Source organism: Cellvibrio polysaccharolyticus, assembly GCF_015182315.1.
GTDB lineage: Bacteria > Pseudomonadota > Gammaproteobacteria > Pseudomonadales > Cellvibrionaceae > Cellvibrio > Cellvibrio polysaccharolyticus.
The window spans coordinates 2686542-2700028 of sequence record NZ_PRDL01000001.1 but is presented as its reverse complement, the minus strand read 5'-3'; the positions used below and the strand labels follow the sequence as shown (position 1 = coordinate 2700028).

Genomic DNA, 13487 nt, shown 5'->3' with positions numbered 1-13487 from the left:
AAGACTCCCGCTATCAGTACAACAATTGGCTGGCGGCGCCATCCAGCAACAAACCACCTTTGGTGACGATGCGTTCGTCGTCTTGCAAACCGGCAAGCACCGGCACCCGCCCGTTGGAGGGGTTGCCAGCGATAACGCTGCGCGCTTCAAAGGTGTTGTCGTCGTGTTGTACAAACACCACCGGTTGTTGTTCATCGCGAATCAGCAAGGCGGTGAGGGGAATGTTGATGCCACCGGCGTTGGCGGCCTGAATACCGACTCTGGCAAGCGTGCCGGGCGTCAGCGTGGTGGTCTGTTCGGAGGCATCGGGCAGGCGAATAAATACTTTGCCGCGCAAGGTATCGCGTTGCAGAACTTTATTAATGCGCTCTACCTGACCGTGCAAGAGTTCCGCCTGGCCAGGAAATTGGAGATACACCTGATCATCTACATTGAGCGCGGCAAGCAGATTGGCAGGTAGCTCGGCGACTACCCAGGTGGCGTTCGGGTTGCCAATGCGGAATAGCGGTTCCTGCGCCGGTTCTACATCCATACCCAGGCTGGTCATCCGTTCGATAACGGTGCCTGCGGTGGGTGCCAGCAGGGTAACTTCATCGCCTTTGCCTTCACCGAGATAGCGCAGCGACGAGCGGGCGTTGGCCAGTTCCTGTGCCGCCTGGCGCAAGGCGGCATCGGCATGGCGTTTTTCGGCGGCAATGCCGATGCCTTTATCCAGCAGAAATTGCTGGCGCTCTGCCTCGGCCAGTGCCAGTTCGTGTTCCACCTGCGCCTGGCTGAATGCGGTGCGCAGCGATGAACCTTCCGGGCTGATCAGCGTGGCCAGCGCTGCACCTTGCGCCACGGTATCGCCTTCGCTGACATGCAGGGCGGTGACTCTGCCAGCGACGGGTGCCGGTAAGGCTATTTGTTCTTCCTGGCGAATTTCTACCCGGCCATAACTCCACATCAATCCGTTGGCGAGCGCCGATGGGGCATTGACCGGTTCAATGGTCAACCAGGCCAGTGACGCCTGCGGCACCTGTATAAAACCTTCCGGTAACCCGGTAGCAAGGGCTGCCTGGCTCACCGCTGGCTCATCCGCATGGGATTGGGCTTCGCAGCCAGCCAGGCTGACGATGCACAGCGCCGTTAACGCTATAACACCGCTCGGGAGTTTCCTTAACAAGTAATGATGCATAGAGCCGGTTCCGCAGGTTGATGAAAGAAGAGGGCGCCTGGAGCGCTGACATCCTATTCATCCATCCTTGCGGGAAGCTTGCGTGGCATAAAAAACTGCATTCCATAAAGCTATTTGCAATAAAAACACTAATGATTCTTATTTATATTTCTTTGGCGTTTCGATATAGTGCGCGCGCTCACAACAATACCCTTGAGGGAAACACACATGTCCGTAACATCTTTCACGCAAGTTCTGCCAATGCGCACCGCCATCCGCCCATTGGCGCTGGCTATTCTGGTCGCGGCGGCAGCACAACCGGCCTTCGCGCAACAGGACGACAGCAAAAAAGCGGTGCTGCCCACTGTAGTCGTGGAATCCATGAGCGAGCAGGACCCGACCAAAAGCTACGTGAACTACAAGCAAGCCAGCGTGACGCGTAATGGACAGGACGTGAAGGACACACCACAGACGATCGATACCATCGACGTACAAAAGTACAAGCTGTACGGCATGAATGACCTCAGCGTCATGCTGGCCGGTACACCAGGCATTACTACCAACTACGATATGCGCGGTGACGGCATCACCATCCGCGGCTTCTCAGCTGATTCCGGTGATATTTACCGCGATGGCATCCGTGAAAGCGGCCAGATTCGCCGCAGCACCGCCAACATTGAACGTATTGAAGTATTAAAAGGCCCTGCATCATTGCTGTACGGCCGCAGCGCTGGCGGCGGCGTGATCAACATGGTCAGCAAGTACGCCAACTTTGAATCCAACAGCTCGGTAGGCGTGTACGCCGGTAGCTGGGACAACTACGGCGCAACTCTTGACGTTAACCACGTAATCAACGAAAACGTGGCGGTGCGTGTAACCTCCGAAGCCGGTGACAGCGAAAGCTTCCGTGCGCAGGTGGAAAACGACATTCGCATGATTTCCCCCAGCGTTACCTTCAATAACCGCGAAGGTTTGGAGTGGACGCTGCAATACACCTACGACAAACTCACCCGCAGCCCGGACCGTGGCCCTTCCTACGAAAACCTGCCAGCAGGCACCTCTATTCGTGCCAGCTTTGTGCAGGATGGCGATTTTGTTGACGATATTCTGAATGTATTCCGTTCAGATTTGACTTACGCCTTCAATGACAAATGGTCTTTGAAATGGGCGCTTAGCCACCGTGAAGCCGAGCAGAACTTTGATCACTTCTACGGCGGTACTTACTGTGATGACGCGGGCAAAACGCTCACCGGTGGCAACTGCACCTGGAATGGTTATGTGCGTCAAAATTCCTACGCCTGGCAGGAAACCATCAACAAAACTGATTCCAACGCGCTGGAGTTGAAAGGTGAGTTCCTGACGGGTGGTTTGCAACACAACCTGTTGGTAGGTCTGGATTCTTCCTGGGAAGATCGTGAGCCGGAATTGTTCAGCAACCGTGCTCCGGTGGTGCTCTATGGTTATGTAAATCCGTTCGATTATGCAGATCGTTATAATGAGCGTGACAGTCAACCGCGTCCTGCGCCGAGCCAGAAAAATCATCACAAGGCAGAATCGCATGCATTGTTTGTTCAGGACGTAATTACCCTCGTGCCGGAAGTAAAACTGGTATTGGGCGCGCGTTACGACTGGTATGAGTTTGGCTCAACCAACCGTTTGCTGGAGCCAGGAGCTGCTGATCGCAGCCGCAGCTATAACGACAGCACTTTCAGCCCGAGTGTTGGTGTGGTGTGGCAGCCGGTAGAAGCCCACAGTTTCTATGCCTCTTACAACAAAAGTTTTGCTCCTTATGGCGGTCGCGGCATGTTGAGCGTGTCTACCAGCAGCACCGCTGTGTACGATGCCGACCCTCAATTTAACGAACAATATGAAATCGGTGTGAAAAGTGACTGGCTGAACCAGCGTTTGAACACCCAGATCTCGGTATTTAATATCGAGAAAAATAATATCCGTTACCGTCCGGACCCGGAAAACGATCCTTACACCTGGGCCGTACAAGGTCAGCACCGTTCGAAGGGTGTGGAATTCAGCTTTATTGGTCGCCTGATCGACACCATTTATGTTCGTGGTGGTTATGGTTGGCAGGAAGCACAAGTTCGTAAGGACGTAGTGACTCCTGCTAACGTGGGCAGATACCTGCAAAACACTGCCAAAGACAGCGGCAACCTGTTCGTGCGTTATGTGCCGTCCGAGCGTTGGTATGCTGAAGTGGGCGTAACCCGTATGGGCGATTTGTACACCACCCAAAGCTTTACCCCAGGTCTGGAATCTTATGAGCGTTTCGACGCTGCTGTGGGGTACAGCGTCAACAATGTGAACATCACCCTTGCGGTTTCCAACCTGAATGACAAGGAATACTGGCGCGCCTCATCCATGCCAGGCTCCCCACGCAACGTCCTGCTGCGTGCCAACTATCAGTTCTGATAATTAATTTGCCAGGAAAACAAAAATGCCAGCCGGATTTTCCGGCTGGCATTTTTTATGGGTGAGGTGATTTTTTTACCTTGCGTTGTTATGGTAAAAAGTTTACTGCTCATCAAAAAAAGATGAAGAATAGATTTCTTCAAACTTTGTTATGTCAATTTTTGTGCCGCTATCGATTAATCTGTTTGCCTCTTCTTGGGCAGCCTCTAGAAATTTTAGGTAATTTTTGTGAAACTCCGTCATCAAGCTAAGATCAGGGTTGCTCTGGTGCTCTAAGTGAAATCGGGTATGCCATCTTATAGCTGCAGCATTTATGTATTCCGCTTTGATCATCTCTCCCCATTCTTTTCTTAGGTTATCTGTTTCTTCTGTTGTTCCATTTTTTTGGTGGTGCTTTTGTATTTCTATTGTTAAGCATCGAATATTATCTAAGCTTTCATTTAGCCTACGAATCAAGGAATGTATTAGTTGGTATGAAATTCTTTGGTTTTGATTTAGCGATAAAAGGGCGTCTTTGTAATAATTGGAAAAAATATAATTTGTTATGCCGATGCAGGCTGAATTATCAATTCCCTTGGCTCCATATAGCTGAAGGTCTCTAGAGAATGAAGTTATTACTCGTTCAATTTCTCTATCAATATCTCTCAATTCCTCAAGAAGAAGGACTTTTATTTTTCGTGCTTTAGACCAGTCTTTGACTAGGCCTGTGACTTGAGCGAGCATCCAACCGATGAAAACTGATGCAACACCGATAGCCAATTTAAGCATCATATCGCTATTATCCATAAAATATTCCAAATGCTAACGCTGAGCCGTAAAGAAACGGAACTAAGTTCCGTAGGGGGTGGCAATAGCTCGTGTAAAACGTTTTGCTCAGATCATGATGAGGTGCCAACCCTGATTTTTTATCTGCATCCCAGCCTCTGTCTGAGCACAAAGCGGAAGCTGGTTTTGCAAAATCACTCCCAGGATAACGTCAACGTAATTACCGCAGGCGGTTTTTCCGGGAGCGCTGATCGCTGAATGTATACGGACTGGGTAGGCGCATCCGCGAGGTTTGATCCATACACATGAGTGCCTTTGGTGGACTTTACGAAGGTGAGTTCGACCGTTTTTACGTTCATCTTTTTCTCTCGTTATTAATCACGGTAGATAGTTTCAATCAGGTGATAGCCAAACTGGGTTTTAACCGGGCCGTGCACCACATGTATCGGCAGCTTGAATACGACGTTATCGAAGGCTTTAACCATTTGGCCTGGCTTGAACTCGCCAAGGTTCCCTCCCTTTTTGGCTGAGCTGCAAAGTGAGTGCTTTCTCGCCATTACACCAAAGTCGGCGCCCTTGGCGATAAGTTGCTTTATCTTCGCGGCTTCGCTTTCCGTTTTAACCAGAATATGCCGGGCGGAGGCAGATTGTTTTTTTGAATTCATAGTGGACTCTTTTGTGCGTGTACTGACCTTGAGCATTAAGGTCAAAGTGATGCTGGGCGTATTGTAGATTCAATCACCCTTACCTGCGAGAGGGCAGGTTTTGGATTTACGGGTGCTCAGAACAGCACCCTGGTTAATGGCGCAGTCTGGTTTTACTCCAAGAGTGCACACCTCAAATAAACTTGTACAAAAAATACAATTGGTATAAGTTTGTATTGCCCCTCTTTTATGGATGCCATCCCTATGTTGCTATCCAGACTTTTCTTCAAAGCCTTCCTTGTCAGTTTGTTGCTGTTCAGTTCGCTGGTGTCTGCCGATTGGCGTGAGGCTTTGCCTGATGCCCGGTTGGTTGGCAGTGGTGAGCTGCGGATGTTTGGTTTTTCGGTGTATCACGCCGACTTTTGGAGTGGCGCGGCAACGCCCGGTGAGCTGGAGGAGGGCAAAGCGCCTTTTGCTCTTGAGCTGACTTACCGCCGTTCTATCAGCCGCGACCAGTTGGTGAAGGCCAGCCTTAAAGAAATCAAACGTTTGCACTCCGGCGATACCAGCGCTGCGTCCCTTGAGCAATGGCGGCAGGAAATGCTGTTGGCGTTTGTGGATGTGCAGGCGGGTGATCGTATTACCGGCGTATTTTTACCCGGTGAAGGTGCGCGTTTTTATTTCGGTGACACCTTGCAGCACCAGGTAAAAGATGAGGCGTTTGCGCGGGCGTTTTTTGCCATTTGGCTCGACCCGCGCACCCGCAACCCCAAACTTCGCAGCCAATTACTTGGCCCGCAACAACCCTGAACCCGAGGAGATCGTCATGCTGAAAAAAATAGTGTTGTTGCTGTGTATCGGTTTGGCGAGCTGTAGCGGGGTTGAGGTGCAAACCTACCAGCAAGCCACCCCGGCGTTGGATTTGCGGCAGTTTTTTGAGGGTAAGGTTGAGGCCTGGGGCATGTTTCAAAAACGCTCCGGCGAGGTGGTGCGGCGTTTTTATGTGGATATTCACGGCTATTCGGAAGGTGAAAACCTGATTCTTGACGAGTCCTTTACTTACGACGATGGCAGCACGCAAAAGCGTGTATGGACGCTGACACCCACCGGCGATGGCAAGTGGCGCGGTACCGCAGGAGATGTCGTGGGTGAGGCGTTGGGAGAGGTTTCCGGTAATACGTTTCGCTGGCGTTATGTATTGAGCCTGCCGGTGGATGGCAAGGTGTACGATGTTCATCTGGATGACTGGATGTATCTGATTGATGAAAACACCATGGCCAACCGTTCGTTTATGACCAAGTTCGGTTTTGAGGTAGGGCAAATCACCTTATTTTTCCGTAAACAGCCCTGATCTCCGCAGCACCTGACTCAACAGCCCTTATCGCTAAAGCGGATGCTGCTCCGTGCCACGCGGTGCAGCAAGGGAAACAGCAGCGCCCAGATGGCGGCAATCAGCAACAAACTTGGCCAGAGGCCAAGCGGCAAGCCCACACCGGCCAGTTTGGCACCCCCGAAATAGGACAAGGCGCCGCCGCAGGCGCCCAGCACACTGCCCATCCACCAGGGCTGCGCTGTCCAGCGCAGGCTGTAGCGCAAGGTGCTGGCAAATAGCAGCCAGAGTAGCGCCAGCCACAAAGGCAGCAGCAGGTGGTTGTCACCAAAGTCGAAAACGCCCACATAACCCAGCACGCAGTCGAGAATCCAACCGCATACCGCCACCTGAACCAGGCTGCGCCATTCATTGCGATCTTCTGCTACCCAGCGCACATGCGCCGCCAGGCAGGCAATGGCAATTAACAGTAACCAGCCCTGTTGTGCGCCGAATACACAGGCCAGCCAGCCGATCTGGAACAGCCCGGCATTGAGCACCAGTCGGCCGCGCGTGTTCATGCGGTCATACCAAAAGGTTGTGGCCGGGCAGCGGGTTTGGCCAGTAGCAAATGGGCAGTGCCAATGCTGCGTTCCAGAAAACCGCCTTCGCAGTAACAAAAGTAAAACTCCCACAGGCGAAAGAAGGTTTGGTCGTATCCGGATTCTTCCAGCAGGTGTCGGCTGCGGCGCAGGTTGTCGTACCAGTGGCGAAGTGTGCGCGCGTAGTGCAAACCGAAATCTTCCATATGATGCAGGTTCATGTCGGTATCACGGCTGATGACGTTCAACATATTACTCATCGAGGGCAGTGCGCCGCCGGGGAATATGTAGCGCTGGATAAAATCTACCGATTTTTTGGCCTGCTCATAGCGTTGGTCGCGGATGGTGATGGCTTGCAACAGCATCAGGCCATCGTCTTTTAGCAGGTGCGCGCACTGCTTGAAATAGTCCGGCAAAAAACGGTGCCCGACGGCTTCGATCATTTCGATGGAGACCAGTTTGTCGTACTTGCCGGTCAGGTCGCGATAGTCTTCCAGTAGCAGGGTGATGCGGTCTTGCAGCCCCTGTTCTTCAATCCGTTGCCGGGTGTAGTCGAATTGCTCTTGCGACAGCGTGGTGGTGGTGACTTTGCAGCCATAGTAGGTAGCGGCGTAGATGGCCATGCTGCCCCAACCGGTGCCGATTTCCAGCAGATGATCATCGGCTTTCAGTTCAAGCTTGCGACAGATGCGATCCAGTTTATTCCACTGGGCTTGCTCCAGCGTGTCATCGGGACTGCGAAACATAGCGGCGGAATACATCATGGTGGGGTCGAGCAATTGCTCGAACAGTTGGTTGCCCTGGTCGTAGTGGGCTGAAATATTGCGCCGTGCACCTTCGCGGGTATTGCGGTTCAGCCAGTGCAGCACTTTGATCAAAGGTCTGCGCAGCAACGCCAGCCCGCCTTCCATTGCATCAAGAATATCCAGGTTGGCAACAAAGATGCGCACCACCGCGGTGAGATCCGGGCTGCTCCAGTAATTCCGGATATAGGCTTCCCCGGCACCAATAGAACCATTACCCGCTACCAGCGGCCAGAGTGCGGCATTGTGGACGTGGATCTCGCCATGCAGCTCCGCACCTGGCGTACCAAAATTCAAGCGTTCGCCATTCTCAATAATGCTTAAGTGCCCGGTACGCAGTTGCTGCAATTGACGCAACACCAGTTTTTTTACGATCCCGGTGCCGATTCCGGTGTTGCTGCTGTCGGTCAGTGCACTACCGGAATTGGCAGGGTTAAAGCCAGGGTTTGTCATGGCGAGACTCCAGATGCGCGGTGCGATATTCACCGATAGCAGGTTCGTGGTTGAACAGCGGAATACGTTTCAGCAACAGGCGCAACGCTTGCCAATAGATGGCGAGTATCGTTTTGCCGGTCATCCAGGGGAAGGACAGCAAGTAGCGGTGCAGGGCGGATCGGCTGAGCGCTACGCGCTTCAGCCCCAGCACGGCTTCAAACATTTTTTCTTCGTTTTCCCAGTCTTGCATAGTGGCTTGCAGCCGCTCGCCGGGGGGAGTAAATGCCATGCGGTATTCCAGATCGCGGGGCAAAAAAGGCGATACATGAAAACACTTGGGTACCCGGTGCCGTGACACGCCCGAGGCGTGGGTGGGCAGCACATAGTGGTAGCGCTCCCGCCAGGGCGTATTGCTGACTTCACAAAGAATGGCGGCGAGGCTGCCGTCAGTTTCAAAGCAGTAAAAAAAGCTCACCGGGTTGAACGCCAGCCCCCAGCTGCGCGGCTGGGTAAGCACGCAAATCTTGCCCTCCGGCCTGTGCTCCAGCGCTTCGGCCACCCGCGAGCGCACCGCGTCACTGAGCGATATGCCCTGCCGGGTAAGGTGCGGTAGATAGTCGGTTTCTCTGAAGGCAAACGGCGCCCAGCGCGATTTGCCGGCCAGTCGCGAAAGCCCCAATACCTCGGTTTGTTCGGCCAGATCCATGTAGAGCATGCCAATGCGGTAGCGAAAGCTGTGATCGCGCGGCGTCAGCCGGTGATGGCTCACCCAGCCGCAATAGAGGGCGCTGTTCATAGTTGCTCCCCGAAGGCGGAAGCTACACGCAGGGCGCTTACCACGCCGTCTTCGTGAAAACCGTTCGCCCAGTAAGCGCCGCAGTAAAAGGTATTCAGTTCGCCGTGCAACTCGCGCCAGCGCTCTTGCGCTGCCACCCCGGCCAGGCTGTATTGGGGGTGGGCATAGCGAAAGCGGCCAAGGATTCTTTTCGGGTCAATCGCGGCGGTTTGATTGAGGCTGACACAAAAGGTGGTGTCGTTTTCAATGCCTTGCAGGATGTTCATGTTGTAGGTGACTGCTGCCGGTTGCCGGGTGGAGTTACCCAACCGGTAATTCCAGCTCGCCCAGGCCAGCTTGCGACGCGGCAACAAGGTGGTATCTGTGTGCAGTACCACCTCGTTATCGGCGTATTGCAAGGCACCGAGAATTTGTTGTTCATTTTCGGTAGGTGCAGCCAGCAGGCTCAGAGCCTGGTCGCTGTGGCAGGCAAACACGACCCGGTCAAAGCGTTCACTGCCGGTGGCGCTGTGCACCGTTACACCGGTTTCGTCGCGCTCAACCCGTTGCACCGGGCAGTTCACCCGAATGTGTTTATCAAAGCGGGCGGTGAGCAGCGCAATATATTGCCGGGAGCCGCCGCTGATCACCCGCCATTGCGGGCGATTACTGACCGATAGCAGGCCGTGGTTTTTGCAAAAGCGTACAAAAAACTCCAGCGGGAAATGTTGCATGTCGGCCAGCGACATCGACCAGATGGCCGAGCCCATGGGCACAATGTAATGATGGATAAATCGCTGGCCGTAGCCGTTATCCCGAAGGTAAGCGCCCAGCGTGGTATCCGCCGCAATGCGTTGTTGTTCGAGGTCAGCCACTGCCTCGCGGTTAAAGCGAAGAATATCGCGCAGCATGCCCCAGAATTTGGGTGACACCAGGTTGCTGCGCTGGGCAAACAGGGTGTTCAAATTATTGCCGTTGTACTCAACACCGGTTTCCGGATCGCGCACTGAAAAGCTCATTTCAGTCGCCTGCGAAGCCACCCCCAGGTGATCCAGCAAGCGGATAAAATTGGGGTAGGTCCAGTCGTTAAAAACAATAAAACCGGTATCAATGGCGTAACGCTGCCCGGCAACTTCCACATCAACGGTATGGGTATGGCCACCAATCCAGGAGCCGGCTTCAAATACGGTAATGTCGTGTTTGCGGTTAAGCAGGTAAGCGCAGGTAAGGCCCGAGATACCACTGCCGATAATAGCGATTTTCATGAAGGGTTATCCTGATGAGAACGGGCAAGGCGCTTTCCGAGTGCCAGCTGCAAGCCTTGTGGCAAAGCAGCCAGCAGGCGCAGGGTAAAAATAAAAGGGCCGGGAAAGGCAATTTCCAGCGGGCGTTTTGGCAGCCGGGCGGCGATGTAAGCCACCGCTTTTTCAACCGGCCAGCGCATCGGCATAGGGAAGTCGTTACCGCGGGTTAGCGGCGTATCAACAAAGCCGGGGCTGACCAGGGTTACATCAATGTTTTCGTGGGCAAGGTCAATGCGCAGTGACTGGAACAGGTAGCGCATGGCGGCCTTGGAGGCACCATAAGCTTCGGAGCGGGGCAAGGGCAGCCAGGTTACCGAACTGCAAACGGCTACCAGATGTGGCTCGCTCGCCTTGCGCAACAAGGGCAAAGCTACCTCTACACAGCGAGCCGCCGAGAAGAGATTGGCGCTGACCACGCGCTCAATCATGTCGGCCTCAAAATGCCGGGCGTCCAGATATTCGCAGGTGCCTGCATTAAGAATCACCTGATCCACATAACCCCAGGCATTGGTGAGCTGCTCGCCCATCGCCTCGACCTGTGCCTTGTCGGTGAGGTCGCCGGGCAATACCAGCACTTGCTGCGGCCAGGCCGCGCGCAATGCTTCAAGGGCCTCGGCATTGCGTGCGCTGACCGCCAGCCAGTGTCCCTCGGCGAGGAGAACCCGTGCCAGCTCTGCACCTATGCCGCTACTGGCGCCGGTAAGCCAGATGCGCTTCATGCCAACCTCCTTTTCAGCCACGCGATGATTGATCCCATTAAGGGTAGATGCTCGTAGAGCAGGGCGCCTGCGTCAAAATAATCCCGGTGCTGATATACCTTGTCGCGCCATAACAAATGGCTGCAACCTTCCACGCGAATGGTGTTGCCTCCGTTCAGCCGGGGGTGGCGACAATAGAGTGTCCAGAGTAAATAACCGGCGCCTTCTGCCACCTGGTCGTAACCGTGGAATTCAAAACGTATGTCAGTGACGTTGGCATAGAGCTGGGTAAAGTAGTCCTTCAGCGCTGGCAGGCCGTCGATCTTGTGCAAGGGGTCGCGAAAACTTATGTCCGGGGTGTACAGCTCGCCCAGCTGATCCAGATTACTGGCATTCAGGGCTGCAAAATCCCGTGCGAATTGCTGGAGGAAATCAGACATGGCTGGCTCCGGAGAAGGACTCTACGAGGTTAAGTTGCTGTAAACGGTGCAGGGTGGCGATGGGGTTGTCGGCGAGGTGAATGTCCGGCGTTGAACCCAGCATATCGTGGTGAATACTGACCGCATGGCCGCTCAGCAACAGCGGTACGTCAACGGCTTCGAGCATGGCGCGCAGGTAGCCGGGTTTTACGCAGCCATCGGCATAAAGCACCACCGCACGGGGCTTGAGTTTGGCGACGGCAAAGGTCAGGTTTTCTGCCGGTATAGGCCACTCATACAAGCTGAGCGGGCAGTCGCTGTTGTTCGCCAGCCAGGCGCTCAGCCAAAAGCCCGGTTCCATCACCCGGTCAGAGAGGTTGAGCATGAGTAAGGGGGCACCGCTGCGCAGGCGATTGTCGTGGGCAATGCGGGAACCGAGTTTGTTACGCAGCCAGGAAAGAAAAAACACCTGCTCTACGCCAGTGGCCGATTGGCAGTTCCAGCGCAGCTCCAGCCTTTCAAGAAGCGGTAGTAACAGGTAGCGACAGAGTGTTTCCGGCGGGTAGAGCGCCAGCGCCTGGTTAAAGCTTTCATCCAGTGGCCGCTCGGCCAATTCCTCAATATAGCCGAGCCACTGCTGTAACCCGCCGGTCCAGAAAGAGTCCAGGGTTTCTTCGGGTTGTTGAGCTTCTTGCAGCAACAATTTGACCTGGCTGACCGCCACACCGCGCTGCAACCAGCCGAGCACATCGTGAATGCGGGCGATCTGGTCAACGGAATAAAGACGATGGCCTTTCAAGGTGCGCAGCGGGCGAATTAACCCGTAACGACGTTCCCAGGCGCGCAAGGTAACGGCGTTAACGCCAGTGCGCAGCGCCACTTCGCGAATAGGCAGCAGCACTTCTGACGTGGAGGTGTCGCGGGTGAGAGGTTGATTGGAGTTCATAGGCCGTTCCTCAGGCTGAGGTCTTCGGGATGGGGCTGCAGGTACGCCTGGCGCTGGATGTAGGCCACCGGGTTGCGGCGAAAGTGATGCTTGATCAGCGTCATCGGCACCACCAGCGGCACGATGCCGAGGCGATATTGATGAATCAGATGTTGCAGCTCCTGTTTATCCGATGGGGTTAAGGCACGCTTCAGATAACCGGATAGGTGTTGCAGCACATTGCTGTGGCTGCCCCGGCTGGCGGGCTTGCGAAGGGCAGCCATTAACTGGCTGAAATAACGGGGGGCAAAATCGGCCAGCGGGGTAGCGGCGTTTTGCGCGATGGCACGACCCAGCAAGCGGTATTGCTCGTTGCAGGTAGCCATCAGCTGATATTTGTAGCGCTCGTGAAACACAATAAGCGCCTTGCGCGTCAGCCCGTCGCGCAGCAATTTTTGCCATTCGGCGTAGGCGAATACGCGGGTGATAAAGTTTTCCCGCAGCACCGGGTCATTAAGCCGGCCATCTTCTTCTACCGGCAAATCCGCTTGCTCTTTCATTAAGGCAGCGGCAAACAAGCCGCGACCGCTGGGCGCCGGATAGCCGTTTTCCTGATACACCTTGACCCGCTCCATACCGCAGGAGGGGGATTTTTGCATCAGGATATAGCCGGAAATATCGTGCAGTTGGCGGGCGGTTTTTTCGCCGAAAGCGGTCAGCGCATCCGTAACATCAATATCGCTACGGCTGACACCCACCGCACGCGGATTGGCCGGGTCGCCTACCAGCCGAATCGGCGGGCGAGGGGTGCCCAAACCGATGGCTTGTTCGGGGCATACCGGCACAAACTCGAAATGCCGGGCCAATATCTCGCTGCACAACCGGGATTCCTTATGGCCGCCGTTGTAGCGAACCGGTTGACCGAGCAAGCATGCACTTATGCCGATCCTGATAGTGTCGCTGGTGCCCATACGAACCTCATTGTTGTACAGTTATTTATATTTGTATAACTTTTGCAGCATAAGACTTATGTTGTACAAGTCAATATATTTGTACAATTTTTACATTCTGAGGCAAAAGCCGGGGTGCGGATAAACCTGGGGTAATAACCCAGGTTGGCGTAAAGCTGATGCCTGGCCGTGAGCGCAGATTGGAAAAATGCGCTGAGACAAAAGAGCCTCGGAAAAAAGACAGAAGAAGAGGCAAAGGAAGAGGCAATAAAACAAAA

The 13487-nt window shown here is 54.2% G+C and carries 14 protein-coding genes; 3 read left to right on the top strand and 11 right to left on the bottom strand.

Annotation, left to right across the window (positions count from 1 at the left end; translation table 11 throughout):
- Nucleotides 1-13: 13 nt before the first annotated feature.
- Nucleotides 14-1177, bottom strand: coding sequence for an efflux RND transporter periplasmic adaptor subunit (locus C4F51_RS11560; RefSeq protein WP_193909955.1), 1164 nt, complete (start codon nucleotides 1175-1177; stop codon nucleotides 14-16).
- Between the two features lie 207 nt (nucleotides 1178-1384).
- Here C4F51_RS11560 and C4F51_RS11555 point away from each other — a divergent pair, with 207 nt between their 5' ends.
- Entirely contained in the window at nucleotides 1385-3580 is a 2196-nt protein-coding gene (locus tag C4F51_RS11555; RefSeq protein WP_202987669.1) for a TonB-dependent receptor, read from the top strand.
- 102 nt (nucleotides 3581-3682) lie between these two features.
- Here the strand turns inward: C4F51_RS11555 and C4F51_RS11550 are convergent, their stop codons facing one another.
- Nucleotides 3683-4366 carry a hypothetical protein gene (locus C4F51_RS11550; RefSeq protein ID WP_193909953.1) on the bottom strand — a complete coding sequence of 228 codons (684 nt, stop codon included), beginning with the start codon at nucleotides 4364-4366 and terminating at the stop codon, nucleotides 3683-3685.
- A gap of 353 nt (nucleotides 4367-4719) precedes the next feature.
- Nucleotides 4720-5010, bottom strand: coding sequence for a peptidylprolyl isomerase (locus C4F51_RS11545; RefSeq protein WP_193909951.1), 291 nt, complete (start codon nucleotides 5008-5010; stop codon nucleotides 4720-4722).
- A gap of 243 nt (nucleotides 5011-5253) precedes the next feature.
- Between C4F51_RS11545 and C4F51_RS11540 the strand changes: the two genes are divergently transcribed.
- On the top strand, nucleotides 5254-5799 hold the full coding sequence (locus C4F51_RS11540; protein ID WP_193909949.1) for a chalcone isomerase family protein: 546 nt from the start codon (nucleotides 5254-5256) through the stop codon (nucleotides 5797-5799).
- Nucleotides 5800-5815: 16 nt separating this feature from the next.
- Nucleotides 5816-6340, top strand: coding sequence for a DUF3833 domain-containing protein (locus tag C4F51_RS11535; protein ID WP_193909947.1), 525 nt, complete (start codon nucleotides 5816-5818; stop codon nucleotides 6338-6340).
- Nucleotides 6341-6357: 17 nt separating this feature from the next.
- Here the strand turns inward: C4F51_RS11535 and C4F51_RS11530 are convergent, their stop codons facing one another.
- From C4F51_RS11530 to C4F51_RS11495, 8 genes are read right to left on the bottom strand one after another with little or no spacing between them, the layout of a single operon-like run.
- Nucleotides 6358-6879: a DUF2878 domain-containing protein gene (locus C4F51_RS11530; RefSeq protein WP_193909944.1), complete on the bottom strand. Its 522-nt coding sequence runs from the start codon at nucleotides 6877-6879 to the stop codon at nucleotides 6358-6360.
- Nucleotides 6876-8156, bottom strand: coding sequence for an SAM-dependent methyltransferase (locus C4F51_RS11525; RefSeq protein WP_193909942.1), 1281 nt, complete (start codon nucleotides 8154-8156; stop codon nucleotides 6876-6878). Before C4F51_RS11525 ends, C4F51_RS11530 begins: the two co-directional genes overlap by 4 nt.
- Nucleotides 8137-8934, bottom strand: a complete 798-nt coding sequence (locus tag C4F51_RS11520) for a DUF1365 domain-containing protein (RefSeq protein ID WP_193909941.1) — start codon at nucleotides 8932-8934, stop codon at nucleotides 8137-8139. Before C4F51_RS11520 ends, C4F51_RS11525 begins: the two co-directional genes overlap by 20 nt.
- Nucleotides 8931-10178, bottom strand: a complete 1248-nt coding sequence (locus tag C4F51_RS11515) for an NAD(P)/FAD-dependent oxidoreductase (RefSeq protein WP_193909939.1) — start codon at nucleotides 10176-10178, stop codon at nucleotides 8931-8933. The genes C4F51_RS11520 and C4F51_RS11515 overlap by 4 nt, the downstream gene beginning before the upstream one ends.
- Nucleotides 10175-10936, bottom strand: coding sequence for an SDR family NAD(P)-dependent oxidoreductase (locus C4F51_RS11510; RefSeq protein ID WP_193909937.1), 762 nt, complete (start codon nucleotides 10934-10936; stop codon nucleotides 10175-10177). Before C4F51_RS11510 ends, C4F51_RS11515 begins: the two co-directional genes overlap by 4 nt.
- The gene (locus C4F51_RS11505; RefSeq protein ID WP_193909935.1) at nucleotides 10933-11355 is read right to left on the bottom strand and encodes a nuclear transport factor 2 family protein; all 423 of its coding nucleotides are present in this window, start codon (nucleotides 11353-11355) and stop codon (nucleotides 10933-10935) included. Before C4F51_RS11505 ends, C4F51_RS11510 begins: the two co-directional genes overlap by 4 nt.
- Nucleotides 11348-12280: a MerR family transcriptional regulator gene (locus tag C4F51_RS11500; protein ID WP_193909933.1), complete on the bottom strand. Its 933-nt coding sequence runs from the start codon at nucleotides 12278-12280 to the stop codon at nucleotides 11348-11350. The genes C4F51_RS11505 and C4F51_RS11500 overlap by 8 nt, the downstream gene beginning before the upstream one ends.
- Entirely contained in the window at nucleotides 12277-13230 is a 954-nt protein-coding gene (locus tag C4F51_RS11495) for a YbgA family protein (protein ID WP_193909931.1), read from the bottom strand. Before C4F51_RS11495 ends, C4F51_RS11500 begins: the two co-directional genes overlap by 4 nt.
- Nucleotides 13231-13487 lie beyond the last annotated feature (257 nt).